We start from the raw sequence: 24140 nt of genomic DNA, 5'->3' as shown, positions 1-24140 counted from the left end.
AGCGCTGCTGACCGCAGGGGGTGCGGTTCAGGCGTGTGCTGTCAGCCCCTTGGGAGGACGGCGCAGCGTCCCCAGAAATGGCGGCGGGCGTGGGTTCTCGGCCAGCGCCTGCGGGTGGCGCACCGGAATCGACACCTGGCGCAATGGCGTCAAGCAGAACGGCGGCGCGTGGTCTTGCAAGGCCGCTCCGGATGACAGGTGTTCCGGCGAGAGCGACCCTGGGCGCAGATCATCAAGGACACTTTCCTCGAACGACACGCCATCTTCGGTATTGATGGGGGTATGCAGACTGTCATGCGTGACCATGGCGGCGCTGCTGATCCAACTGCCGCACAGCAGGACAAAAATCCCCAGGATCACGATCAATTTCTGCCGCATGGTGGGGCGGAGTGTAAAGGCAGCGCGTGACTGGCCTCACAACCCCTCCGCCGCCAGCATTTCGCGCACCGCGACGAGCTGCCGCCGGGACACCGCCAGCCACTCGTCCGTCGGTGCGATCCGCACGGCCCAGCCCTCGGCCCCGTCGCTGTCGTCGCGACGCTCCAGCGCCACCACCGCATGCCGCGCCACCAGCGCATTGCGGTGGATGCGCAGGAAGCGGTCGCCCATGCGCTCCTCCAGCTCTGCCAGCGACTCGTCCAGCAGCAAGGCCTGCCGCGCGGTGCGCAGCGTCACGTACTTCTGCTCGGCCTTGAGATAGAGCACCTCGGCCAGCGGCACCCGCAGCAGTTCGCCGCGCTCGTGCACCACGATCACGGGGGTGGCCGGCAGTGCGTCCAGCGGCGCAGGGGCCGTGGCCACCGGTCCGGGCAGCCGCTGGGCCACCCGCAGCAGCGCCGCCTGCAGCCGCAGCCGCCGCACCGGCTTGGTCAGGTAGTCGACCGCCTCGACCTCGAACGCCGCCAGCGCGTGCTCGGCATGTGCCGTGACGAAAATGACCGCCGGCGCCCGCGGCAGGCCGCGCAGGCGCTCGGCGAGCTGCAGCCCGTCCATGCCGGGCATGTGGATGTCGAGCAGCACGACGTCCGCCTGGTGCAGCGTCAGCCAGTGCAAGGCCGCAGGTGCCGTGGCGGCCTCGCCGACCACGCTACAGACCGGATCGACGCAGTCGCCCAGCAGCGTGCGCAGGCGCAGGCGCGACAGCGCCTCGTCATCGACCAGCAGGACACGCAAGGTGCTCATGGTTGCTTCTCCTTGTCCTTCTGCCGCTGTGCCGATCCCCGGGCGGTTTCGGTGCCCTTCACCAGCGGCACCAGCAGCCGCACCCGGAACCGCCCGCCCTCGATCGGACCGGCTTCGAAACGCATGTCCAGATCGTGCAGCAGCTGCAGCCGGTCGCGCACGTTGTGCAGGGCCATGCCGTGTCCCTTGCGGGGCCGGCCTTCGGGCACCGTGTTGGTGATGGTGACCAGGGCGTGGCCGTGGCGGGCCTGCGCCCGGATGCGGATGGCGCCTCCCGTGGGCGAAGGCTCCACCCCGTGCTTGACGGCGTTCTCGACGAGCGGCTGCAGCAGCAGCGAAGGCACCCAGGCGTTCTCCACCAGCGGGTCGATCTTCCAGCGCACGTTCAGCCGGTCGCCGAAGCGCACCTGCTCGATCGCCAGGTAGCGCTGCGCCAGTTCCACCTCCTCGCCCAGCGTGACCCGCTCGCCCGAGCCGACCAGCGCGGCGCGGAACAGCTCCGACAGGTCTTCCAGCACGGCCTCGGCCTGGGCCGGATCGACCCGCACCAGCGCGATCGCGCTGTTGAGCGCGTTGAAGAGGAAATGCGGCCGGATGCGCGACTGCAGCTCCGCCAGCCGCGCCTGGGTGCCGGCCGGCAGGCGCATCCGGGTGCGCTGGCGCAGCCAGTGGAACACCGCGCCGGACAGCGCCGCCCCGCTGCCGACGGTGGCCAGGCCGGTCGGCCAGCCCTCGTCGATCTGGCCGAGCCAGACGAGCAGCGTCCACGCCATCGCCCCGCAGGCCGCGCCCAGGCCGCACAGCACCAGCCACGCCACCGCCGGCTGGGCACGCTGGGGCACCCGCAGCCGCGCCCGCCCCAGCGCACACGCCGCCAGCAGCCACACCAGCGTGGCCGGCAGCACGGCGGCCACCACCACCGACACGTCGACCAGCCACTGGCGGACCGACAGCGCCCGGAAACCCAGCCCCAGCGCCACCACCCCGTGCACGAACAGCACGGTGCGCAGCACGACGCCGCCCTGGCAAAGGTCGTCCGGCAGGTCGTTCGGATCGGATTCGGGGGGCATGAACATGGCGAACGCCGGGCGGGGTCAAGGCAGTGGACAGGCGCGCTCTCTACAATCCGCGCAGATTCTCCGATTGTCCCCTTCCCTGAGCCGCCCGCCGATGAGCACCCATCAACTCGACAAGAAGTCGCAAGCCTGGTCCGCCCTGTTCTCCGAACCGATGAGCGAGCTGGTCAAGCGCTACACCTCCAGCGTCACCTTCGACAAGCGCCTCTGGCGCGCCGACATCGAGGGCAGCCTGGCCCACGCCGAGATGCTGGCCGCCCAGGGCATCATCAGCGCGCAGGACCTGGAAGACATCCAGCGCGGCATGGCGCAGATCCATGCCGAGATCAAGGCCGGCACCTTCGAGTGGAAGCTCGACCTCGAAGACGTCCACCTCAACATCGAGGCCCGCCTGACCACGCTGGTGGGCGACGCCGGCAAGCGCCTGCACACCGGCCGCAGCCGCAATGACCAGGTGGCCACCGACGTGCGCCTGTGGCTGCGCGACGAGATCGACGCGACGGCCGCGCTGCTCGACGACATGCAGCGCGCGCTGGTCCACGTCGCGGCGCAGAACGTCGAGGTCATCCTGCCCGGCTTCACGCACCTGCAGGTTGCCCAGCCCGTGAGCTTCGCGCACCACCTGCTGGCCTACGTCGAGATGTTCTCGCGCGACGCTGAGCGGCTCGCCGACCTGAGGAAGCGCGTCAACCGCCTGCCGCTGGGCGCGGCAGCGCTGGCCGGCACCAGCTACCCGCTCGACCGCGAGCGCGTGGCGCGCACGCTGGGCTTCGAGGGCGTCTGCCAGAACAGCCTGGACGCCGTGAGCGACCGCGACTTCGCCATCGAGTTCACGTCCTTCGCCACGCTGGTGATGGTGCATGTGTCGCGGCTGGCCGAGGAGATCGTGGTCTGGATGAGCCAGAACTTCGGCTTCATCAACCTGTCGGACCGCTACTGCACCGGCTCGTCGATCATGCCGCAGAAGCGCAATCCGGACGTCGCCGAACTCGCGCGCGGCAAGTCCGGCCGCGTCGTCGGCCACCTGATGGGCCTGATCACGCTGATGAAGGGCCAGCCGCTGGCCTACAACAAGGACAACCAGGAAGACAAGGAGCCGCTGTTCGACACCGTCGACACGGTCAAGGACACGCTGCGCATCATGGCCGAGATGATCGGCGGCGAAGTGGCGGCCGATGGGTCGCGCGCCGGCGGCCTGTCGGTGAAGCAGGACGCGATGGAGCGTGCCGCCCGCCGCGGCTACGCCACCGCCACCGACCTGGCCGACTACCTGGTCAAGAAGGGCCTGCCCTTCCGCGACGCGCACGAAGTGGTGGCCCACGCGGTGAAGACCTCGATCGCGCTGGGCCAGGACCTGTCGGAGCTGCCGCTGGCCACGCTGCAGGGCTTCGATGCGCGGATCGCGTCCGACGTCTTCGAGGTACTGAGCCTCACCGGGTCGCTCAACGCCCGCAATGTGCTGGGCGGCACCGCCCCGGTGCAGGTGCGCGCGCAGATCGCGCGGCACCGCGCACGCCTGGGCTGACCCTCACTGCCCCCTGACGACGCGGCCCCTTGTGGCCGCGTTTTGCATCGCTTTTTCGAGTCTGGAGCTGGTACCGACACAGGCAGCATCGCCCCATCCTTTCTGATGGAGTGAATCCGCGTGTTCTCCTGGCTGCGACAACCTCGGCTGGATGGCTGGGTGGTGGTGGTGCCCCAGGGTGCCACCGCCCAGGCACTCTACCTGCGCTGGCCGGCCGATGGCCGGCCGCAGGTACGCTGGGCCTGCCCGCTCGACTGGTCCGCGCCGATGACCAGCCTGCGCGATCTGCGTCGCCAGCGCGCCCTGCAGCGCCACCACCGGCTGCTGGTGCTGCAGCGCCACCAGTACCTGCTGCTGCCCGCCGAAGCGCCGGAAGTGCCCCGCGAACAATGGGCGGACGCGGTGCGCTGGCAACTGCGCGACCTCGTGAGCTTCCCGGTCGCGGACGCGCAGATCGACCTGCTCGAAATCCCCGCAGAAACCAACCAGCGCGGGCGCCCGTCGGTGCTCGCGGCCATTGCCCCGCGACAGGAACTGGCCTCCGTCGCCGAAGACGCGCTGCGCGCCCGGGCACCGTGGAAGGTGATGGACCTGCCGGAAACCGCACTGCGCAATCTGGCCACGCTGCTCGAAGAACCCGGACGCGGCATCGCGCTGCTGCTCATCGACGAGACCCACAGCACGCTGGTGATCACCGCTGGCGGCGAGTTGCTGCAAGCCCGCCACATCGACGTGAGTGCCGCCCAGATCGCGGAGCCGGACGAGGCGCTGCGCCAGCAGGCCTTCGACCGCGCCGGGCTGGAGCTGCAGCGCACGCTCGACAGCTTCGAACGACTCTTCAGCCGGGTGACGCTGTCGCGGCTGGTGGTGTCCACGACCACGTCGGACGCCTTCACCGACTACGTGCGCGAGCTGCTCTACGTGCCGGTGGTGCGGCTGCGCATCGAGGACTGCATCGACTTCGACGGGGCCGATCTGGCCGGCACGCTGACAGCGGCGACCGTGTCCCCCATCGCGATCGGCGCCGCGCTGCGCCGCGCCTGACCCCATGCCACAGCAGCTCAACCTCTACGCCCGCAGCCTGTGCCAGAGCCGGCAGGCCAATGCACTCGGCCACATGCTGATGCTGCAGGGGGCGCTGGCGGCCCTGGCGGTGGTCGTCGGGGTCGGGCTGCAGTGGCACACCCGGCAGATCCACAGGGACACCCTGCAGCTCGCGGCCCAGGCCGAGATCCGCCGCAGCGCACTGCTGCCGTCCGCCACCAGCCGCACCGAACAGGCCGAACGCGACCAGGTGAAGCGCCTGCGCGACCACGAGGCCGCTGTCCAGCGCCTGCAAGGCCTGCTGGACAACGGCAGCGCCGGCCGCCGCGAAGGCTATGCCGCGCATCTGGAGGCCCTGGCCCGCCAGACCCACCCCGCCGTCTGGATCACCGGTCTGACCCTGCAGGGCAGCGACGATGCCATCGAGATCCGGGGCCGCATGACCGACCCGGCCGTGCTGCCCGACTACCTGCGCAGCCTGCAGTCCGAACCCCGCTTCAAGGGACGCGCCTTCGCCACGCTGCAGATCCGCCCCGGTGGCTCCGGCAGTCCGGCCACCGACGGACTGGAGCTGGAGCCGGCAAGCCAGCCGAACTACAGCGAGTTCACGCTGTCCAGCCAGGCCCCGCGCACGGAGCCCGCGAAGCCATGACACCGACCCCGTCTTCTCCCGGCCTGGCCGCACGGTGGCAAACGCTGAGTCGCCGCTATCAGGTGCTGAGCCCGCGCGAGCGCTTGCTGGTGACGATGTGCTGCACCGCCGTGGTGTTCATGGCCGTCGATCAGCTCTGGGTCACACCGTCGTGGAAGGCCTGGAACCAGGCCCGTCAGGCCCGTCAGACCTCGGCCCAGGTGCTGCAGACGCTGGACACGAGCATCACCGCCCTCCACCAGCGCAAGGACCTGGATCTGCGCCAGTTGCAGACCGAGCTGGCGGCGCTGCAAGCCCGCGTGGCCCAGGCCGATGCCCAGGGCCGCACGAGCGACCTTGTCAGCCCGGCCGACATGCTGCCGCTGCTGGAGCAGCTGCTCGCGCGCCACAGCGGGCTGAAGCTGCGCAGCCTGCAGTCGCTCGGCCGCACGGCACTCGACCAGGGCACCCCGACGCTGTACCGCCATGGCGTGGAGCTGAGCGTCGAGGGCCGCTACACCGACCTGCTGGACTACCTGAAGACGCTGGAAGCCTCGCCGCAGCGCCTGCTGTGGGGCAGCCTGCAGCTCCAGGTGCTCCAGCATCCCCAGGTGCGGCTCACGCTGCGCCTGCACACGCTGAGCACGGACGCCCGCTGGGTGGAAATCTGACCATGACTGTCCAGGCACGCCTGTTGATGATCGCCCCGCTGCTGTCGGCCTTGCTGTCGGCCGCACTGTGGGTGCTGCTGTCGGGCAGTGCCGCCCGCGCAGCCCTGCCGGATCCGACACGTCCGCCACCAGGCGTGGGCACCACACCGGCGACGGCCACGCTGTCCATGCAGCGTGCCGGACCGCTGGCAGCCGAGCCCGTGGCCCACGTGCGTTCGCTGCGCCCCGCCGCACCCGTGGTACCGCCCCGTGTGCAGGGGCTGCAACTGCATGCCGATGCGACCCCTGGCCGTGCCACGGCCCTGATCGACGGACAGCTGGTACGGGTTGGCGACCGGCTGGGCGATGCGACCGTGCAGGACATCCGCGCCGACGGTGTGTGGCTGCGTCTGCCCCGCGGCGGCACGCAGTGGCTGGGGCTCTACGCGCCGGTCGAGGCGCCCGCACCCGACCCCCTGACCGCCCCCACGCCCGGGCAGACCACCGCGCGCAAGGAACCCTGATGGCCCAGACCCTCTCTTTCCGCTCCGGCCTGACGCCCCTCGCCCGCGCCATGGTGTGCGGACTGCTGTTCGCACGGGCCGGCCTGGGTCTGGCCGCCAGCCTTCCGCTGGCGCCGCCCCTGCCCGCCACGGTGCCTGCGCCAGCCTCGGCCGAAGGCCGCTTCGATCTTTCGGTGAACCAGGCACCCGCGTCGCAGGTCTTCCTGCAGATCGCGGCCGGCTCCCCCTGGCAGGTGCTGCTGTCGCCCGAGGTGACGGGCACGGTGTCGCTGAGCCTGCGCGACACCACGGTGCTGGACGCGATGGACGCCATGCGCGAACTGTACGGCTACCACTACCGCATCAGTGGCCGGCGCATCTACGTGCAGCCCAACACGGTACAGACGCGGGTCTTCCGCATCAACTACCTGCCCGGCCGCCGCCAGGGCACCAGCGACATCCGCGTCACGTCCAGCTCGATCAGCCAGGTCGGGGGTGGCGGCAACGGCACGGTGGCCGGTGCGGGTGGGAACGGCGCCATGGGCAGCAATACCGGCAACGGCAACGGCTCGACGGTGCCCGGCAGCCGCCAGGACGACACCGCCCATGTCCGCACCACCTCGGACGCCGACTTCTGGCGCGACGTGCAGGGCTCGCTGTCGGCGATGCTGACCAGCGACACCCAGGGCAGCCAGCGCCGCAGCGTGATCGTCAACGCGTCGGCCGGCGTCATCGTCGTGCGGGCGACGCCGCTGGAGCTGCGCCAGATCGCGCAGTACCTCGAAGCGGTGCAGGTCAGCATCGAGCGCCAGGTGATGCTCGAAGCCAAGATCCTCGAAGTCGAGCTGAGCAAGGATGCGCAGACCGGCGTGAACTGGAGCGCCTTCGGCCGCTTCCTCGATGGCGCGCTCAGCATCGCGGCCCTCGCGCCAGGCATCACGCTGTCGGGCACCGGCCAGGTCGACATGGCCGCAGCCACGACCACCGCGGCCGCCTCGGGCAAGGCGTTCTATGGCGTGTCGTTCCAGAACGCCAATTTCTCGACGCTGCTGACCTTCCTCGAAACCCAGGGCCGGGTGCAGGTGCTGTCCAGCCCGCGCATCGCCACCATCAACAACCAGAAGGCCGTGCTCAAGGTCGGCTCGGACGAGCTGTACGTGACCGGCGTGTCCTCGACGATCAGCTCCACAGGCTCCTCCACCACCTCGGTGCCCTCGGTGACGCTGCAGCCCTTCTTCTCGGGCATCGCGCTCGACGTGACGCCGCAGATCGACAAGGACGGCATGGTGATGCTGCATGTCCACCCCTCGATCAGCACCGTCACCGAGAAGCAGAAGTCGATCAACCTCGGCTCGCTGGGCTCCTACAAGCTGCCGCTGGCGGCCAGCACGATCAGCGAGACGGACTCCATCGTGCGGGTCCGGGACGGCCAGATCGTCGCCATCGGCGGCCTGATGCAGCAGGAGCAGCGCGAGGAGAACAGCCAGGTGCCCGGTCTGGGCGATGCGCCCGTCGTCGGGGGCCTGTTCCGCCAGAAAGCCACCGTGATGCGCAAGCGCGAGCTGGTCATCCTGATGAAGACGACGGTGATCCACGAGGACAGCGCCTGGCCGGAAGCGGATGCCCGCATCCCGGACGCCAGCATCGCCCCATTCCCGGACGCCAAACGCGGACAGTGACAGGAGCCCCCCCGCATGGCCCGCCCAGAACGCATCCGACTCGGTGACCTGCTGGTCCAGCAGGGCCTGATCACCGCCGAACAGCTCGCCGAGGCGCTGCTCTCCCAGCGCACCACCGGGCGCAAGCTCGGCCGCGTCTTCATCGACAGCGGCTGGGTCAACGAGGTGCAGATCGCGCAGGCGCTGGCGCGGCAGTTGCGCGCGCCCTACCTCGATCTGGCCAAGCGCTCGGTGCGCCCGGAAGTTGCCCGGCTGCTGCCCGAAGTGCAGGCCCGCCGGCTGCGCGCCATGGTGCTGGACGAGACCACCACGGGTGTGCGCGTCGGCATGGCCGATCCGACCGACCTGAGCGCCTATGACGAGATCAGCCGCATCGTCAAGCGCGACATCGAGCTGATCGTCGTCGCCGAAAGCCAGCTGCTGGGGGCCATCGACCGCTCCTACCGCAACACCGAGGCCATCGCGGGTCTGGCGCAGGAGCTGACCAGCGAGCTGCGCAACGTCGAGGACAGCCTGGGCGACCTGCTCGGCCTGAACACCGCCAGCGCCGAGGACGCGCCAGTCGTGCGGCTGCTGTACTCGGTGTTCGAGGAAGCGCTGCGCGTGCGGGCCTCGGACATCCACATCGAGCCGCAGCAGAGTTCGCTGCGCATCCGCTTCCGCATCGACGGCGTGCTGCACGTGCAGACCGAGGCCGACGCCAAGATCGCCGCCGCGGTGGCGCTGCGGCTGAAGCTGATGTCGGGTCTGGACATTTCCGAGCGGCGCCTGCCGCAGGACGGCCGTTTCGCGGTCACGCTGCGCAGCGGCGCGATCGACGTGCGCATCTCGACGATGCCGACGCAGCACGGTGAGTCGATCGTGATGCGGCTGCTCAACCAGAGCTCGGGCCTGCTGTCGATCGACCACCTGAACCTGCCGCCGCGCGTGGCCGAGGCCCTGCGCCGCGCCATCGCCAAGCCCAACGGCATGGTGCTCGTCACCGGCCCGACCGGCAGCGGCAAGACCACCACACTCTACGCCGCGCTGAATGCCTTGAACAACAGCGAGCGCAAGATCATCACCGTCGAGGACCCGGTCGAATACCGGCTGCCGGGCCTGAACCAGGTGCAGGTCCACGACAAGATCGACCTCGACTTCGCCCGCGTGCTGCGCGCCGCGCTGCGGCAGGATCCGGACGTGATCCTCGTCGGCGAAATGCGCGACCAGGCCACCGCTGAGATCGGCCTGCGCGCCGCGCTGACCGGCCACCTCGTGCTGTCGACACTGCACACCAACGACGCCATGTCCACGCCAGCGCGGCTGATCGACATGGGCGTGCCGCGCTACATGGTGGCGATGTCGCTGCAGATGGTGCTGGCGCAGCGGCTGGTGCGGGTGATCTGTCCGCACTGCGCCGAGGTCCACCGGCCCGACGCCCACGAGCTGGCGTGGCTGGAGACGCAGTGCGGCCGCACGGTCGATGCCGCGCCGCTGCGCCGTGGCGCCGGTTGCAACGAATGCAGCCACACCGGTTTCAGTGGACGCACGGGCGTCTACGAGATCCTGGAAATGACACGCGAGCTGGTCGAGGCGATGAACCACGGCGATCCGCTCACCTTCGCGCAGGCAGCACGGCGGCAGATGGCCGGCCACCACCTCGGCCAGGACGCGGCGCGGCTCGTGCTGACCGGACGCACCACCGTGGCCGAGGCCATGCGCGTGAGCCACCAGATGGCCGAAGGGCCGGCGGGGTGAGGCGATGATGCAGCGCTACGCCTGGACCGGGCACTCTGCACAGGCAGGGGCCACCAGCGGCGTGATCGAGGCGGCCCACGCCTCGGCCGCCGCAGACGCCCTGATCGGCCGCGGCATCATCCCGCTGACCATCCGGGAATCCAGCGGGCCCGGCGCCGGCAGCGATGCGGGCGCCATGCTGCGCAGCCTGCTGCCCGAACACCTGTTCGAGCCCAAGGTGGCCCCCGTCGACCTGCTGATCTTCAGCCGGCAGCTGAACACGCTGCTGCGCGCGGGCGTGCCGATCCTGCGGGCGCTGATGGGGCTGCAGGAGACCGCCACCAGCGACAAGATGAAGACGACGCTGGCGGAGGTGCGCCGCAGCCTGGAGTCCGGCATCGCGCTGTCGATGTCGCTGGCGCAGCACCCGCGGGTGTTCGACAACTTCTACATTGCGCTGGTCCGCGTCGGCGAGATGACGGGCCGGCTCGACGAGATCTTCCTGCGCCTGTTCCACCACCAGGAGTTCGAGCTGTTCATGCGCCAGCAGGTCAAGTCGGCGCTGCGCTACCCGGGCTTCGTGGTCAGCGCCATGGTCGCGGCCATCGGCGTGATCAACGTGATGGTGATCCCGGCCTTCGCCACCGTGTTCCAGCAGGCCGGCGCCACGCTGCCGCTGGCCACGCGCATCCTGCTGGCCACCTCGCGCTTCACGATCGACTACGGCGGACTGCTCGTGCTGGCGGTCCTGGTCGGCGGGATGGTGCTGCGGGCCTGGATCGCGACACCAGGCGGGCGCCTGCGCTGGGATGGCTGGATGCTGCAGGTGCCGGTGGCCGGCAAGATCGTGCGCAAGGCGATGCTGGCGCGGTTCGCGCGCAGCTTCTCGCTGTCGCTGAAGAGTGGCGTGCCGATCTCGCAGGCGCTGTCGGTCGTCGCCCAGACGGTGGACAACCAGCACATCGCCCGCCGCATCGACGGCATGCGCGACAGCGTGGAACGCGGCGAGTCCGTGCTGCGGGCCGCCGCCGTGACGGGCATCTTCACGCCGGTCGTGCTGCAGATGCTGGCCGTGGGCGAGGAAACCGGCGCCATTGATGAACTGCTCGAAGAGGTCAGCGACCTCTACAACAACGAAGTCCAGTACGAGCTGAAGACCCTCAGCGCGCAGCTGGAGCCGATCCTGATCATCTTCCTCGGGGTGCTGGTGCTGATCCTGGCCCTCGGGGTGTTCCTGCCGGTCTGGGATCTGGGCCGCACGGCATTTGCCAAATGAGGACGCATCAAGCATGAAAAGCCCCTCAAGTCAAGGCCCTCCGAGGTCGACATCCCCGGTACAAGCGACCTCACCGCCCGCGCTGCCCGACATCCAACAGACCTGGAGCATTCCATGAAATCACGACAAGCCGGCTTCACGATGATCGAACTGATCGTCGTCATCGTCATCCTGGGCGTTCTCGCAGCCACTGCCCTGCCGAAGTTCATCGACATGAAGAGCGACGCGCAAGCGGCGAGCGTCGCGGGCGTGGCAGGTGCAGCGGCATCGGCCATGAACCTGAACTACGCCGGCTGCGCGCTGACCGGCAATGTCGTCACGGCCAACAAGTGCGTCAAGGTCAGCGCCTGCGCCGATGCGTCGGGCCTGCTGCAGGGTGGCCTGCCGACCGGCTACACGCTGGGCGGCACCGACCCGGGCACCACCAACGGCAGCACCTCGACCTGCACGGTGACCGGCGGCGGCCAGACCTCCAACTTCACCGCGATCGCCGCGGGCAACTGAGCCTGAAGGGCCGAGCGGGCGGCACACCGTGGCCGGACTACTGAATCGCCTGGTGAGGGCAGTGCTGTGGCTTGGCCTGCTGCCGGGCCTGGCACAGGCCGGCACCTATGCGCCGCGCAGCGACCTCTACGCCTGGGAGTCCGCCGCCAATACCGTGACCTGGGAACGCCTGTGCACGACCAACACGGTCACCCAGGTCGACGACGACCAGGCCACCATCAACTTCACCGGTGGCTTCAAGTTCAAGCTCGCGGGGACCAGCTACTCCAGCGTGCGGATCATGTCGAACGGCCTGCTGCAGTTCGGCACCGACAACGGTCTGTTCCGCGTCTATCCCAACACCAACATGCCCGTGGGCAATGTGCCAGCGATCTCCGGGTGCACCTCCTCGGGGGCGACGACCAACACCCTGATGCCCTACTGGACCGACCTGAATCCCGCCAAAGGCGGCACGGTCACCTGGGAACAGAAGGGCTCCGCACCTAACCGCTACTTCGTCGCATCCTGGACCAATGTTCCGCAATTCGGATTAACGACGCCGTACACCTTTCAGATCATCCTGTACGAGAACGGCGAGTTCAAGTACCAGTATGGCAACGCGAACGCCAGCGGATCCAACGCCACAATCGGCGTGCAGATCAACAGCACCAACTACACGCTCTACGCCTACAAGACCGGCTACAACGCCAGCGGCAGCGCCATCCGCTGGTACATCCCCAATGCCCTGCCCAACCGGGTCGCCGACTTCCGGTTCGACGAAATGAGCTGGAATGGCACGGTGGGCGAAGTGCTCGACAGTTCCGGCAACAACAACCACGGCGTGCGCGCCGGCTCCGCCGTCAATACCGCCAGCGGTCGCATCTGCCGGGCGCTGTCCGTGCCGTCGAACACCAACGCGACCATCTCCGGTGTCGAATCGTCCGTGCAGGTCAGCTCGGTGCTCGGATCCAAGGGCACGCTGTCGTTCTGGTACGCAGGCAACGCGACATGGGCCGGCACCACCGGCGTGCTGATGGACGCCACCACCACCGCTACGCGCCCCTTCCATCTTTCGGTACAGGCGGGGGTCTTGCGGCTGGTCGTGTCCGACAGCGCCGGCAACGCCCTCACCGTCAGCAGCCCCGTACAGAGCATCGCCGCGAACACCTGGGGTCACATCGCGGCCACCTGGTCACTCACCGGCATCGCGACACAGAGTGCGCTGAAGCTTTACATCAACGGAGCCCAAGTCGCCACGGCGTCGGGCACGACCAACGGTCTGATCGACTACTCGATTGGCTCGCTGATGATCGGCGACAACCACGGTTCAGTCACATCCACCGGTGGCACCCTGAACTCCGCGAACGGACGCCTCGACGAAGTGCGCCTCTACAACTACGACCTCACGCTGGCGCAGGTCGCGCTCGATTTCACCCAGACGCATGGCTGCACACCGACGCTGGACCACCTGGAAATCCGCCACGCCAGCGGCACCGGCCTGACCTGCACACCCTCGACCCTCACCATCGCCGCATGTGCGGATGCCAGCTGCAGCACGCCCTACACCCTGGGCGTCACCGCCACGCTGTCCTCCAGCGCCAGCGTCGTCTGGGCCGACACCGCGACGGTGACCATCCCGAGCGGCAGCAGCACGGTCGACCGCCGGGTGCAGCGCACCACCGCTGGCACGACCCTGCTCGGCGCCACCGCCAGCGCGCCGACCGCCAGCAACGCGACCACCTGCAACTTCGGCAGCCCCGCCTGCACCTACACCGCCAGCGCCAGCGGCCTGCTGCTCACCGCGTCGAACCAGCTGGCCGAGAGCAGCGGCAACACGCTGACCGTGCGCGCCGTGCGTTCCTCGGACAACAGCAGCCAGTGCGTGCCGGCCATCACCGGGGCGAAGTCGATCACGCTGAAGTGCGCTTACCTGAACCCGTCCAGCGGGACGCTGCCCATGCGCATCGACGGCACCGCGGTCAACGCCACCAGCAACGCGGCGGCCGCCTGCGACGCCACGGGCCGCGCCACCCCGCTGACCTTCGACGCCACCGGCACCGCCAGCGCCACCCTCGCCTACGCGGACGTCGGCCAGGTGCAGGTCACGGGCACCTACACCGGCAGCGCCGCCAGCAACGACACCGGCCTGACGATGACGGGCAGCACCAGCTTCATCGCCTCGCCTGCCTCGTTCGAGTTCACCGCGTACCCGACCGGCACGACCAAGGCCGGCAACGCCTTCTCCGCCACGCTGCGCGCCCGCAACAGCCTCGGCAACACGGCGCCCAACTTCGGCCGCGAGTCCCCCACCGCACAGATCCCGACGCTCAGCCACGTCAAGGCCTCGCCCACCGGCACGGGCAGCAGCAGCGGCACCTTCTCCGGCAGCCTCGGCGCCTTCGCCAGCGGCAGCGCCACCGCCAGCAACCTGGTCTGGAGCGAAGTCGGCCGCATCGACCTGAAGGCGGATCTGGCCAGCTACCTGGGCACCGGCACTGCCGTCACTGGCGGCACCGGCTCGGCCGGCACCACGCTCGGCCGCTTCATCCCGCACCACTTCGACGTGGTCGCCACACCCGCCTGTGGCAGCTTCAGCTACGCAGGCCAGCCGTTCACCGTGAGCCTCATGGCGATGAACGGCCTGGGCACACCGACCCGCACAGTCAACTACGACGGCAGCGGCGCCCTCAGCCCAGCCTTCGCGCAGACGGTGACGCTGTCGGACGCTGCCGCACTCGGCCTGGGCAGCTTCGGCAGTACCCCCACAGTCGCCGCCAGCCGGTTCACCACCGGCGTAGCCTCAGCCACCGGCGTGACCTACAGCTACACCAGCAAGACCAGCGCCCCCGGCAGCCTGACCCTGCGCGCCACCGACGCCGACGGCGTCAGCTCCAGCGGCGCGCTGGAGCCGGCCATGCCGCTGCGCAGCGGGCGGCTGTGGCTGTCGAACGTCTTCGGCTCGGAAAAGACCGCGCTGCAGCTGCCCGTGCAGGCCCAGTACTGGACCGGCAAGACCTGGGCGCTCAACAGCGCCGACAACTGCACCACGGTGCCGGCCGCCTCGGTCGTGCGCGCCGGCTACCTGAGCCACCAGGGCAGCGCCACCACGGCCTGGACCACCACGCCGGGGGCCCTGACCATCCTCGGCGGCAACGGCACGATCAGCCTGTCGGCACCGACGCCGACGGGCAGTACCGGCAGTGTCGACCTCGCGCTGAACCTGGGCAGCACGACCACCGACGCGAGCTGCCTGTCCAGCCACCCGGCCAGCACCGGCGCTGGCCTGCCCTGGCTGCGCGGCCGCAACGGCAGCTGCGCCAGCACCTGGGACCGCGACCCGGCCGCCCGCGCCAGCTTCGGCGTCGCCAGCCCCGAGACCCGCAAGACCGTGCATGTGCGCGAGCTGTACTGAATCCCGGATGTCCCTGCTCCGCCCTGCCCTCCTCCACCCCGGCGCCGGTCTGCGCGCCCGCGGCTTCACGCTGCCGGAGCTGCTCGGCGTGATCGTGCTGACCTCCGTGCTGGCCGTGTTCGCGATGCCGAGCCTGGACGGCGTCTTCGGCTTCCGCGACGAAGCCTGGCGTGGCGAGCTGATCGCCGCGCTGCGCAATGCCCGCCAGACCGCCGTCGCCCACCGCCGGCTGGTCTGCGTGAACATCGCCACCGGCGGCGTCAGCCTGCGCATCGCCGCGGCCAACCCGGCCAGCGCCTGCTCCGATCCGCTCGTCGGCCCCGATGGCCAGAGCGTCTACGCCACCGGCAGCGGCACGGCCACCGCGCTGAGTCCGGCCGGTACGATCTACTTCCAGCCCAGCGGCCGTGCCACCACCGACGCGGCCGGCGCCACCAGCGCCAGCTGGCAGATCACCATCACCGGCCAGACCGCCATCACCGTCCTCGGGGAAACCGGCCATGTCGAGTAGGCGGCGCGCACGCGGCATGACGCTGATCGAGCTGGTCATCGCGATCCTGATCCTCGGGGTCGGGCTGGCGGGCGTGCTGCTGGCCTATTCGACCGTCACCCGCGGCTCCTCCGACCCGGTGGTGCGCAAGCAGCTGCTGTCGATCGCCGAGGAAATGCTCGAAGAGATCCAGCTCAAGCCCTATGCCGCGGCCGCCAATGCCGCCGCCGGCGGCTGCGCCCGCACGACGTGGAACGACCTGATGGACTACCACGGCTACACCACGACCAACCAGGTCTGCACCATCGACGGCACGCCGGTCGCCACCCTCGCCGGCTACTCACTGCGGGTGACGGTGCAGGCCGCGACCTTCGGCGGCCTGTCGGCGGCCCGGCGCATCGACGTCACCGTCAGCCGCGGCAGCGACCAGCTCACCCTGACCGGCTGGCGGCTGGACTATGCGAGCTGACCGCATCCGCACCGCCCGGGGATTCACGCTGCTGGAGCTGGTGCTGGTGATCGTCATCGGCGGCGTGATGGCGGCGTCGCTCACGGTGTTCTTCCGCCCGGCCTTCGACAGCTACCTGGCGACCCGCAACCGCGCCGATCTCTCCGCACAGGCCGATGCCGCGCTGCGCCGGCTGGTGGGCGAGGTGCGGCTGGCGGTGCCGAATTCCGTGCGCAGCCCGGGCAGCCAGTGTGTCGAGCTGGTGCCGACGATGGCCGGCGGGCGGCTGCGCATGGCGGCGGACACGGTCAACGACAGCGGCGCGGGCTGCACGCCGTCCGCCACCTGCGCCGCGCCGCTGGACACCACCGCGCTGACCAGCACGCTCGACGTGCTCACCCCGCTGTCCACGGTCCCGGCGGTCGGCGACTGGCTGGTCGTCGGCAACCAGTCGCCCAACGACGTCTACAGCGGCAGCACCCGCGCCGCCATCACCTCGGTCACCACCCCGACCGCCGCCTTCGGCCAGCACCGTCTGGGCATCACCCCCACCCAGTTTCCGCTCGGCTACGACGGCGGCCGCTTCAGCGTGGTCAGCGCCAGCCAGCAGGCGGTGTTCTACGTCTGCAGCGGCGCGGACGGCACCCTCGACGCCAGCGGCACCGCCCGCGGCACGCTGGTGCGCCTGTCGGGCTACGGCTTCAACGCCAGCTACCCGAGCGCCTGCCCGTCGGTCGCAGGGGGCCAGACCGTGCTCACCGGCCTGAGCCGCTGCACCCTCACTTACGACCCCAACCAGGGCGCGACGCAGCAGAACGGCTTTGTCTACCTGCAACTCGAACTGACCCGCCGCAACGAAAGCGTGTCGCTGGTCGTCGGGGCCCATGTGTCGAACGTGCCATGAGACGCACCGATTCCCGTGCCTCTGCAGGCTTCGGCGCCATTGCGGCGATCTTCGTGCTGGTGGTGCTGGCGAGCCTGGCGGCGGCCATCGTGCGCCTGGGGCAATCGACCCAGACCGGCTCGGCCCAGGACATCCTCGGCGCGCGGGCCTGGGCGGCTGCGCGCGCCGGCACCGAGTGGGGTCTCTACCAGGCGCTCAAGGGCAGCTGGACCACGTGCAGCGGCGCCAGCCAGACGCTCGACCTGAGCGCCGACATCGGCATGCGGGTCACCGTGCGCTGCTCGTCGAACCTCTACAACGAGGGCGAGAACACCAGCGGAGCCGCCCAGACGCTGCGTGTCTACACGGTCAACGCCGTCGCCTGCAACAGCACCAGCGCCTGCCCGGACAACGCCCGCGCGGTGCAACCCGGCTACATCGAACGCCGGCGCCAGGTGCAGGCAACGCAGTGAGTGCGGCGCAGCGGCTGCCGGCCGGACGGCCGGCTGCGCTATCGTCACGCCCACCATGAGCGATGCCCCCAATCCCTGCCTGAGCTGCGGCGCCTGCTGCGCGAGTTTCCGTGTGGACTTTTCGACCCAGGAGCTGCAGTCCTGCGGCGGCTGCGTGCCCGACGGCCTCACCGTCGAGGTCAACGACGGCACGGCCCGCATGCGTGGCACCGACCACGCCCGCCCGCGCTGCGCCGCGCTGGTCGGCACGGTCGGCGTGCAAGCCGGCTGCGGGATCTACGAGTGGCGGCCGGGGCCGTGCCGCGAGTTCGGGATGCTGGCGCCACTCGGGCGCGGGGACGACGCCTGCGGACGGGCGCGGCGGCGGCACGGCATGGCGCCGCTGGATTGACCCCCGGCTCGGCCTGCCTGACATGCGCCTGCGCCTCGTCCACACCCTGTCCCTGACCCTGCTGGCGTTTGCCGGCGTGGCCGTGCTGGCCCTGGGTGGACTGACGGCCTGGCACCTGCGCAACGGCTTTGGCGAGTACCTGGCCTCGCGGGATGTCCTGCATTTCGAGCGCTTCGTGGGCATCCTCGAATCTCGCCTGGCCCGCGACGACGGTCTGTCGGCCCTGCGAGACGGGCGTCTGGGGTTGACCAGCCTGCTGGACGAGTTGAACCCGAGGCCGCGACCAGGGGAGCGAGGATCGCCGAGCATGCCGCCTCCGCCCCCTTCCGGCCGGTCGGACGGTTTTCCTCAGCGCATTCAGGTGGTCGCGCCGGACGGCACCGTGCTGCTCGGAGAACCCGGCTTCGCCCCGCCGAACGCAGTACCCCTGGTCGAGCGGTCAGTGCGGGTGAACGGCGAGGTGGTGGCCGTGGCGCGCATGCGGCCCGCGCCGATGGTGCGCACCGGGGCCGAAGCGCGCTTTCTGCGGGACCAGTACGCCCTGATCGCGGCCGGCGGGCTGGGGCTGATCGTGCTGGCCGTGCTCACGGCCACCTGGCTCGCGCGCCGCTGGACCCGCCCGCTGGCCGCCGTGCAGGAGGCGACGCAGCGGCTGGCCCAGGGCGAGCTGACGGTGCGCCTGCCGGACGGTGCGGACCTGGCCGGGCGCAGCGACGAGATCGGTGACGTGATGCGCAACGTCAACCGCATGGCCGAAGGCCTGCAGCAACTGGAAGGCATCCGGCGCCGCTGGCTGGCCGACATCTCGCACGAGTTGCGCACGCCGCTGACGGTGCTGCGCGGCGACATCGAGGCGCTGCAAGACGGGGTGCGGCCGCTGCGGCCCGAAGCGATCGCGGTGCTGCACGAGGAAGTGCTGCGGCTGAACAAGCTGGTGGACGACCTGCACCTGCTGGCCATCGCCGACCTGCAGACGCTGCCCTGCCACCTGGCCGAGGACGATGCGCTGGCCCTGGTGCGGCGCCTGCACCGCCGCTACGAGGCCCGCGCCTGCGCTGCCGGGCTGGACCTGCGTCTGGAGGTGCCGGACGAGCTGTCAGCGCTGAACGAGCTGACCGTGGAATGGGACGCCGGCCGCATCGAGCAGTTGCTGGACAACCTGATGGAAAACAGCCTGCGCTACACCGAGTCGCCCGGACAGGTGCGGGTGCGACTGAGCTGTGTCGATGACGGGGTGCGGGTGGTGGTGGACGACAGCGCGCCCGGGGTGCCGGCCGAGCAACGCGCACAGCTTTTCGAGCCGCTGTACCGCGGTGACGCCGCCCGCCGCAGTGGCACGGGCGGCAGCGGGCTGGGCCTGGCCATCTGCCAGACGATCGCCAAGGCGCATGGCGGCCGGCTGACGGCGTCGGCCTCGGCACTGGGCGGCCTGTGCCTCACGCTGGACCTGCCCCGGTCGACAGGCGGTGCCGCATGACCTCAGAACGCCGCGTGCTGGTGGTGGAGGACGACCCGCGCATCGCCTTGCTGCTGCTCGACTACCTGCGCAGCGAAGGGTTCGACGCCCGGACGCTGGCCGATGGGCACCTGGCGCTGGCCGAGGTCCGGCACGCCCCGCCGAGCCTGCTGATCCTGGACCTGAACCTGCCGGGGCTGGACGGGGTGAGCCTGTGCCGCGCCGTGCGCCAGTTCAGCGACGTGCCCATCCTGATGGTGACCGCCCGCATCGACGAGCTGGACCGGCTGCTGGGCCTGAACAGCGGCGCCGACGACTACGTCTGCAAGCCGTTCAGCCCGCGCGAGGTGATGGCCCGCGTGCAGGCGCTGCTGCGCCGCGCCGAGGGCCGGGTGACCCGATCGGCCAGCCTGTGGACCCTCGACGATGCGGGGCTGCGCATCGCGTGGCGCGGGCAGTGGCTGTCGCTGACGCCGCTGGAGTTCCGGATGCTGCGCCAGCTGCTCAGCCAGCCCGGCCGGGTGTTCTCGCGGTCGCAGCTGCTGGAGAGCGCGCACGGCGACCTGCGCGACGTGAGCGACCGCGCCATCGACACCCACGTGAAGAACCTCCGGCGCAAGCTGCAGGCGGTCTGCGCGGAGGACGACTGCATCGCCTCGGTCTACGGCGTGGGCTATCGTTTCGATGCCCCGGCCGAGCCAGTCAGCACCCGGCGCGCTTGACCTTCCAGCCCTTGGCGGCCAGCCAGGCGATGACCTTGTCGCAGTGGTCGCCCTGCACCTCGACCACGCCGTCCTTGACCGTGCCGCCGCTGCCGCAGGTGGCCTTGAGCGCCTTGGCCAGCGTGGTCAGCGCGTCGCCTTCCAGCCCCAGCCCCTTGACCAGCGTCACGCCCTTGCCGGCGCGCCCCTTGGTCTCGCGCGACACCCGCACGATGCCATCGGCCGAGACCGACACGACGGCCGCCGTGTTGCAGGCGCACTGCGCCATCGGCTGGCGGCACTGCGGGCACATGCGCCCGCTGTCGGTCGAATAGACCAGGCTGGAAGCGGGCGAAGGGGATGGGGATCGGGGCGGATGCATGGACGACGGACCGGCTCGGGTGGCAACAAGGTCGCCAGCATACGGGCAGCGGAAAAGTGCCCGGATCACACCGCGCAGCGGGTGCAACACTTTGCTCCGAAACTGAGGGGGGGCAAGCGGTCCGCTCCGGTCCACCCCGCTCCGCGCCAGGCCGATCCGGGTCGGTTCGGGCTGGCTGGACGGCCCTCGCAGGCTCGGTAGTTTCCCTGCTCCAGCGGTCTCCCTGACCCGCCGCAACCCCCATCCCTGGCACCCCGGAATGCCCGGTTCAGGGTTTCCACGCACGCTTTCGACCCATTCCGCCCACAGGCGCCGCACGCAGGCACCGCGCCTGTGCGAACGCGCTGCGACACGCCTCGAAATGGGCACGGTAGTTGCGAAAAAGAGGGTGTGTGACAGGTCGCGTCAGGTTCCGGTGGTTGCCGGCGACTCCATGTCCCCCCGTCAGAAGACCACCCGTGATCGTGAGCAAGGAGACATTCCATGAACGCATCCGTCGAACGGAGCAACTGGCTGGTACGTGGTGCCTGCGTGGCACTGATGAGTCTGCCCACCCTCGCCTTGGCCAACGCCGACGTCGAGAAAAACATCGCCAACTCCAAGAACTGGGCGATGCAGGCGGGCGACATGTTCAACCAGCGCTACAGCAAGCTCAACCAGATCCACAAGGGCAACGTCGGGAAGATGCAGGTCGCCTGGACCTTCTCGACCGGTGTGCTGCGCGGCCATGAAGGCTCGCCGCTGGTCATCGACGGCACGATGTACCTGCACTCGCCGTTCCCGAACAAGGTGTTCGCGATCGACCTCGAAACCCAGAAGATCCTCTGGAAGCACGAGCCCAAGCAGGATCCGGCCGTGATCCCGCAGATGTGCTGCGACACCGTCAACCGCGGGCTGGCCTACGCCGAAGGCAAGGTCTTCCTGCAGCAGGCCGACTCCAACCTCGTCGCCCTGGACGCCAAGTCCGGCAAGGTGCTCTGGACGGTCAAGAACGGCGACCCCAAGCTCGGCGCCGTCAACACCAACGCCCCCCACGTCTTCAAGGACAAGGTCATCACCGGCATCTCCGGCGGCGAATGGGGCGTGCGCGGCTTCCTGGCCGCCTACGACATCAACACCGGCAAGCAGGTCTGGAAGGGCTACTCGGTCGGCCCCGACAGCGAGATGCTGATGGACCCGGTCAAGTCCACCACCTGGGCAGACGGCAAGGTCACGCCGGTCGGCGCGAACTCCTCGCTCAAGACTTGGAAGGACGACCAGTGGAAGATCGGTGGCGGCACGACCTGGGGCTGGTACAGCTACGACAAGGCGACCAACGCCGTCTACTACGGCACCGGCAACCCGTCGACCTGGAACCCCTCGCAGCGCCCGGGCGACAACAAGTGGTCGATGTCGATCTGGTCGCGTGACGTGGACACGGGCAAGGTCAACTGGGTCTACCAGATGACGCCGTTCGACGAGTGGGACTTCGACGGCATCAACGAGATGATCCTGGCCGACATCCCGGTCAAGGGCAAGCCGACCAAGGCACTGGTCCACTTCGACCGCAACGGCTTCGGCTACACGCTCGACCGCGTGACCGGCGCGCTGCTGGTGGCCGAGAAGTACGACCCGAAGGTCAACTGGGCCACCCATGTGGACATGAAGACCGGCCGGCCGCAGGTGGTGTCCAAGTACTCGACGGCGCAGAACGGGCCGGACGTCAACACCAAGGGCATCTGCCCGGCGGCCCTCGGCTCGAAGGACCAGCAACCCGCCTCGTTCGACCCGAACACCGGCCTGTTCTACGTGCCGACGAACCACGTCTGCATGGACTACGAGCCGTTCAAGGTCGAGTACACCGCGGGCCAGCCGTATGTGGGCGCCACGCTGTCGATGTACCCCACGCCGGGCAGCCATGGCGGCATGGGCAACTACATCACCTGGGACGCCGGCACCGGCAAGATCGTGCAGAGCAAGGCCGAGAAGTTCTCGGTGTGGAGCGGCTCGCTCAACACCGCGGGCGGCCTGAGCTGCTACGGCACGCTGGAGGGCTACCTGAAGTGCGTCGATGCCAAGGACATCAACAAGGAGCTGTTCAAGTTCAAGACCCCGTCCGGGATCATCGGCAACGTGTTCACCTATGAGCACAAGGGCAAGCAGTACATGGGCGTGTTCTCCGGCATCGGCGGCTGGGCCGGCATCGGCATGGCCGCCGGTCTGGAGAAGGACACCGACGGCCTGGGCGCCGTGGGCGGCTACAAGGAGCTGAACCAGTACACCGAACTCGGTGGTTCGCTGACCATCTTCGCGCTGCCCAACTGAGCAAGGGAAATCACCAGTACCAGCGAGCGGTGAACGGCGTTGAAGGGTGGGAGAACCATGCGCCGTTCACCTTGTCCAAGGCCGGAGCGATCCTGGAACAGTCGCCCCGGCCCTTTTTGCACCACCGCATCCCACCCCTGGCCTTTGGAGACCATTCCCGTGAGAAGACCCGCCCTGATCCCGGCCCTCTGCGCCGCCCTCGTGCTGACCTGCACCGCCGTCTCGGCCCAGGACAAGCCCGCTGCCCCGCTCTACACCGTGCAGGAGGGCTACAAGGTCGATGCCGAAACCATGAAAGGCTTCCGTGCCTGGCGGGCCGCCGCCTGCGACCGCTGCCACGGTGCCAACCAGGAAGGCATGGTCGGCCCGTCGCTGGTCAACAGCCTCAAGACGCTGACCAAGGCGGAATTCATCACCACCGTCACCAGCGGCCGCCTCGACAAAGGCATGCAGAGCTTCGGCAACAGTCCCGTGGTGATGGACAACATCAACCAGCTCTACGCCTACCTGAAGGGCCGCTCCGACGGTGCCATCACGCGGGCCAAGGTCGAGGAGATCAAGTAGCCATGTCCGCCAAGACCGCCACCGCATCCGCCGCGGCCCTCTTGCTGGCCGCCTTGGCGGTGGCCCCCCTGAGCGCCAGCGCCCAGGACAGCGAGCGCAAGGCCCTGCGGGTCTGCCAGGACCCGAACAACCTGCCGTTCTCGAACGTGGCGGGCGAAGGCATCGAGAACAAGCTGGCCGAGCTGTTCGGCCGCGCGCTCGGCCTGCCGGTCACCTACTACGCCTTCCCCGCCCGGATGGCCTTCATCCGCAACACGCTGCGCTACAAGCTGCCGGGCGAGGACTTCCGCTGCGACATCGTGATGGGCGTGCCGGTCGGCTTCGACCAGGTCTCCGTCACCAAGCCCTACTACCGCTCGACCTACGCGCTGGTCTACCCGAAGGGCAAGGGGCTCGACGAGGTGCATTCGACGCTCGACTTCCTCGGCCTCGGCCCCGAACGGCTGAAGCAGTTGCGCATCGGCATCTACGACCGCTCGCCCGCCTCCGAGTGGCTGAACAAGCACCAGCTCGTCGAGCAGGGCGTGCCCTACCAGATGCTCAACGCCGATCCGGCCCAGTACCCCGGCGAGCTGCTGGAGAAGGAACTCGCCAGCGGCAAGATCGACGTGGCCATCGTCTGGGGCCCGATCGCCGGCTTCTTTGCCAAGCGCGTCAGCGCGCCGCAGCTCGTGGTGGTGCCGATGAAGTCCGAACCCGGCGTGCGCTTCGACTACGAGATGGCCATGGGCGTGCGCTACGGCGAGCGCGAATGGAAGCAGCAGATCGAGCAGGTGATCGACACGCACCGGCCCGAGATCCGGGCGATCCTGAACGACTTCGGGGTGCCGCTGGTCGACGAAGGCGGCGCCAGCACTGCCCAGCGCTGAGC

Annotated in this window: 24 protein-coding genes; 20 read left to right on the top strand and 4 right to left on the bottom strand. The window is 69.6% G+C overall.

Features of this window, described 5'->3' with window-relative positions; genetic code table 11:
- Positions 1-27: 27 nt before the first annotated feature.
- From BDD16_RS15765 to BDD16_RS15755, 3 genes are read right to left on the bottom strand one after another with little or no spacing between them, the layout of a single operon-like run.
- The gene (locus BDD16_RS15765; protein ID WP_179634825.1) at positions 28-378 is read right to left on the bottom strand and encodes a hypothetical protein; all 351 of its coding nucleotides are present in this window, start codon (positions 376-378) and stop codon (positions 28-30) included.
- Between the two features lie 36 nt (positions 379-414).
- Positions 415-1182, bottom strand: coding sequence for a LytR/AlgR family response regulator transcription factor (locus BDD16_RS15760; protein WP_179634824.1), 768 nt, complete (start codon positions 1180-1182; stop codon positions 415-417).
- Entirely contained in the window at positions 1179-2258 is a 1080-nt protein-coding gene (locus tag BDD16_RS15755; RefSeq protein ID WP_246332572.1) for a sensor histidine kinase, read from the bottom strand. Before BDD16_RS15755 ends, BDD16_RS15760 begins: the two co-directional genes overlap by 4 nt.
- Before the next feature lie 94 nt (positions 2259-2352).
- Here BDD16_RS15755 and argH point away from each other — a divergent pair, with 94 nt between their 5' ends.
- The 17 genes from argH to BDD16_RS15670 all read left to right on the top strand — a co-directional run bounded on the left by argH (position 2353) and on the right by BDD16_RS15670 (position 20040).
- Positions 2353-3783: an argininosuccinate lyase gene (argH, locus tag BDD16_RS15750; RefSeq protein ID WP_179634823.1), complete on the top strand. Its 1431-nt coding sequence runs from the start codon at positions 2353-2355 to the stop codon at positions 3781-3783.
- 120 nt (positions 3784-3903) lie between these two features.
- Positions 3904-4827, top strand: coding sequence for a hypothetical protein (locus tag BDD16_RS15745; RefSeq protein ID WP_179634822.1), 924 nt, complete (start codon positions 3904-3906; stop codon positions 4825-4827).
- A gap of 4 nt (positions 4828-4831) precedes the next feature.
- Positions 4832-5479 carry a PilN domain-containing protein gene (locus tag BDD16_RS15740; RefSeq protein ID WP_179634821.1) on the top strand — a complete coding sequence of 216 codons (648 nt, stop codon included), beginning with the start codon at positions 4832-4834 and terminating at the stop codon, positions 5477-5479.
- Positions 5476-6129 (top strand): hypothetical protein, encoded by a 654-nt coding sequence (locus tag BDD16_RS15735; RefSeq protein ID WP_179634820.1) that lies wholly within the window; start codon positions 5476-5478, stop codon positions 6127-6129. Before BDD16_RS15740 ends, BDD16_RS15735 begins: the two co-directional genes overlap by 4 nt.
- 2 nt (positions 6130-6131) lie before the next feature.
- Complete coding sequence (locus BDD16_RS15730; RefSeq protein ID WP_179634819.1) at positions 6132-6632, top strand: hypothetical protein; 501 nt, start codon at positions 6132-6134, stop codon at positions 6630-6632.
- The gene (gene mshL, locus BDD16_RS15725; protein WP_246332571.1) at positions 6632-8290 is read left to right on the top strand and encodes a pilus (MSHA type) biogenesis protein MshL; all 1659 of its coding nucleotides are present in this window, start codon (positions 6632-6634) and stop codon (positions 8288-8290) included. The genes BDD16_RS15730 and mshL overlap by 1 nt, the downstream gene beginning before the upstream one ends.
- Positions 8291-8305: 15 nt before the next feature.
- Entirely contained in the window at positions 8306-10027 is a 1722-nt protein-coding gene (locus BDD16_RS15720) for a GspE/PulE family protein (RefSeq protein ID WP_179634818.1), read from the top strand.
- Positions 10028-10031: 4 nt separating this feature from the next.
- Positions 10032-11282, top strand: coding sequence for a type II secretion system F family protein (locus BDD16_RS15715; protein ID WP_310733997.1), 1251 nt, complete (start codon positions 10032-10034; stop codon positions 11280-11282).
- A gap of 114 nt (positions 11283-11396) precedes the next feature.
- Positions 11397-11786 carry a type II secretion system protein gene (locus BDD16_RS15710; protein WP_179634816.1) on the top strand — a complete coding sequence of 130 codons (390 nt, stop codon included), beginning with the start codon at positions 11397-11399 and terminating at the stop codon, positions 11784-11786.
- A 52-nt stretch (positions 11787-11838) separates the two neighbouring features.
- Positions 11839-15177: a DUF6701 domain-containing protein gene (locus BDD16_RS15705; RefSeq protein WP_310732778.1), complete on the top strand. Its 3339-nt coding sequence runs from the start codon at positions 11839-11841 to the stop codon at positions 15175-15177.
- A gap of 7 nt (positions 15178-15184) precedes the next feature.
- The gene (locus BDD16_RS15700; protein WP_179634814.1) at positions 15185-15688 is read left to right on the top strand and encodes a pilus assembly FimT family protein; all 504 of its coding nucleotides are present in this window, start codon (positions 15185-15187) and stop codon (positions 15686-15688) included.
- Positions 15678-16136, top strand: coding sequence for a type IV pilus modification PilV family protein (locus tag BDD16_RS15695; protein ID WP_179634813.1), 459 nt, complete (start codon positions 15678-15680; stop codon positions 16134-16136). Before BDD16_RS15700 ends, BDD16_RS15695 begins: the two co-directional genes overlap by 11 nt.
- Positions 16126-17019, top strand: coding sequence for a type II secretion system protein (locus BDD16_RS15690; RefSeq protein ID WP_179634812.1), 894 nt, complete (start codon positions 16126-16128; stop codon positions 17017-17019). Before BDD16_RS15695 ends, BDD16_RS15690 begins: the two co-directional genes overlap by 11 nt.
- Entirely contained in the window at positions 17016-17471 is a 456-nt protein-coding gene (locus BDD16_RS15685; protein ID WP_179634811.1) for an MSHA biogenesis protein MshP, read from the top strand. The genes BDD16_RS15690 and BDD16_RS15685 overlap by 4 nt, the downstream gene beginning before the upstream one ends.
- A gap of 55 nt (positions 17472-17526) precedes the next feature.
- Positions 17527-17862 (top strand): YkgJ family cysteine cluster protein, encoded by a 336-nt coding sequence (locus BDD16_RS15680; RefSeq protein WP_179634810.1) that lies wholly within the window; start codon positions 17527-17529, stop codon positions 17860-17862.
- Between the two features lie 22 nt (positions 17863-17884).
- Positions 17885-19339 (top strand): ATP-binding protein, encoded by a 1455-nt coding sequence (locus BDD16_RS15675; RefSeq protein ID WP_179634809.1) that lies wholly within the window; start codon positions 17885-17887, stop codon positions 19337-19339.
- On the top strand, positions 19336-20040 hold the full coding sequence (locus BDD16_RS15670; protein WP_179634808.1) for a response regulator: 705 nt from the start codon (positions 19336-19338) through the stop codon (positions 20038-20040). Before BDD16_RS15675 ends, BDD16_RS15670 begins: the two co-directional genes overlap by 4 nt.
- Here the strand turns inward: BDD16_RS15670 and BDD16_RS15665 are convergent.
- Positions 20021-20401, bottom strand: a complete 381-nt coding sequence (locus BDD16_RS15665) for a translation initiation factor Sui1 (protein WP_179634807.1) — start codon at positions 20399-20401, stop codon at positions 20021-20023. The genes BDD16_RS15670 and BDD16_RS15665 overlap by 20 nt on opposite strands.
- A gap of 540 nt (positions 20402-20941) precedes the next feature.
- Here BDD16_RS15665 and xoxF point away from each other — a divergent pair.
- The 3 genes from xoxF (at position 20942) to BDD16_RS15650 (ending at position 24138) form a co-directional block, all read left to right on the top strand.
- Positions 20942-22705, top strand: a complete 1764-nt coding sequence (xoxF, locus tag BDD16_RS15660; RefSeq protein WP_218898107.1) for a PQQ-dependent ethylene glycol dehydrogenase XoxF — start codon at positions 20942-20944, stop codon at positions 22703-22705.
- Positions 22706-22858: 153 nt separating this feature from the next.
- Positions 22859-23269: a c-type cytochrome gene (locus tag BDD16_RS15655; protein ID WP_375139096.1), complete on the top strand. Its 411-nt coding sequence runs from the start codon at positions 22859-22861 to the stop codon at positions 23267-23269.
- 2 nt (positions 23270-23271) lie between these two features.
- On the top strand, positions 23272-24138 hold the full coding sequence (locus tag BDD16_RS15650; protein WP_179634804.1) for a substrate-binding domain-containing protein: 867 nt from the start codon (positions 23272-23274) through the stop codon (positions 24136-24138).
- Positions 24139-24140: the final 2 nt, after the last annotated feature.

The organism is Sphaerotilus montanus, from assembly GCF_013410775.1.
Lineage (GTDB): Bacteria > Pseudomonadota > Gammaproteobacteria > Burkholderiales > Burkholderiaceae_C > Sphaerotilus > Sphaerotilus montanus.
This window is presented reverse-complemented; position numbering and strand designations above follow the sequence as displayed.